Annotated in this window: 2 protein-coding genes; both read right to left on the bottom strand. The window is 67.7% G+C overall.

Annotation, left to right across the window (positions count from 1 at the left end; translation table 11 throughout):
- Positions 1 to 98: 98 nt before the first annotated feature.
- Complete coding sequence (locus tag WBV89_RS01095; RefSeq protein WP_423979491.1) at positions 99 to 1025, bottom strand: MBL fold metallo-hydrolase; 927 nt, start codon at positions 1023 to 1025, stop codon at positions 99 to 101.
- A 59-nt stretch (positions 1026 to 1084) separates the two neighbouring features.
- Positions 1085 to 1642 (bottom strand): GMC family oxidoreductase (locus tag WBV89_RS01090; RefSeq protein ID WP_423979490.1); only part of this gene is annotated, 558 nt, incomplete at its 5' end.

The following is a 1642-nucleotide window of genomic DNA, read 5'->3' as shown; positions in this document are numbered from 1 at the left end:
CATCGGCACCGCGTCGTTCCAGCGACCGGGCGAGCGCCGATCCGGCCGGACCGTCTCCGACGATGCCGACATCTCGAGCTGACACGTCCGTCAGCTCCTCAATGTGCTTCGAGTTCAGCCATCCGCCGGAACTGTTCGACGACGTCCGGTGTGTCGTGGTTCGGGTCGAGGGATCGGTAGACCGTGTCCACGTTGACCGCGATCCGGCCGTACTCACCCCAGTCACCGAAGCGTGGTGAGGCGTCGAGCAGCTGGGCGATGTCGCGAGCCGCGTCGAACGCGTCGAGGCCCGCGTCGTGACGCCCGCGCGCCTCGTCGTCGACGAAGGCGAGATAGTCGCGCACCTCGACGATCCCGGAGCGCCCGGTGAGCGGTCCGTGCCCGGGGACGACCGTCTCGACGTCCATCGAGAGCATCAGGTCACAGGCCGCCACCCAGTTCGACAGCGGACCCGCCCACACGATCGGCGTCCCACCGATGAACAGGATGTCGCCGGTGTAGACCGTGCGCGCGTCGGGGACGTGCACGATCACGTCACCCTGCGTGTGTGCGGGTCCGACCTCGATCAGTTCGATCCGACGGCCACCGACCTCGAGTTCGAGTCGGTCGTCGAACGTCCGCGTCGGCAGTTCGAGTTCGATCCCACCGAAGTCGAATTCTCCGAAGAAGCTCCGGAACAGGTCGCCGACCTCGCCGGGCGCCTGGTTGAGTGCATCGAGCATCGCGGGCGGGACCTCGGGCATCTCCTCGGCTGTCGCGGTCGATGCCACGATCTCGACGCCCGGCCACTTGGTGACGACCTCGCTGTTGCCGTAGCAGTGATCGCCGTTCGCGTGGGTGTTGACCAGAGACGTCACGGGTGCGGCCTCGGTCAACGGTGCCATCGCATCGAGCATCGAGGCGGTCAGCTTCAGGTCGAACAGCGTGTCGACGAGCAACGAGCGGCCGTCCCCGACGATCAGACCGGCGTTGCTCCAACCCCAACCACCATCGGGCTGCAGGTAGGCGTGGCACCCGTCGCCGATCTCGTGGAGGCCGAGCGTGTAGTTCGGGTCGTGCGCCGGGGTCGAGCCCGAGGAAGTCGTCATGTGGATGATCCTCGCACGCCCGGCCAACGGGCCGCCACCCGCTCGGCCAGCATCGTGGTCGGGAGGTGGGTGTTCGCATCGGGAATCCCCGGAAACGCCGAGGCGTCGCAGACGAACAGCGCGTCGTGACCGTCGACCGTCCCGTACGGACCGAGGGCGGCGGTACTCGAACACGACGCGTGGACGTAGTCGGCCCCGTACGCCCGCAGCCACGTCCCGATCGCCTCGTCGGTGTCGAGCGCGTCTGCGGTGGTTCCCCGATCGTCGATGTACACAGCGTCGACCACATCGGCGAACGGTGGCCGACGGAGCATGGCGAGCGCATCCCGGACTCCCACGATCAGGTGGTCTCGATCCGCCGCGTCGCTCAGCAGATCGAACTCGACGATCGGCGGAGCGGTCGGATCATCGGAGCTCAGGCGGACGTTGCCGCCCGGGGACACCGGACGCATCAGCGCGACGAGGATCATGGCATACTCGGTCGGGGCGGCCGGTCCGAGATGGTTGAGCGCGAGCAGTTGGATGCCGTCCCGATCGACGATCGATGCCGTGGC

It is taken from the genome of Ilumatobacter sp. (assembly GCF_049588435.1).
Classification (GTDB): domain Bacteria; phylum Actinomycetota; class Acidimicrobiia; order Acidimicrobiales; family Ilumatobacteraceae; genus Ilumatobacter_A.
The sequence above is the reverse complement of the archived record's forward strand: the minus strand, read 5'-3'. Positions and strand labels throughout refer to the sequence as shown.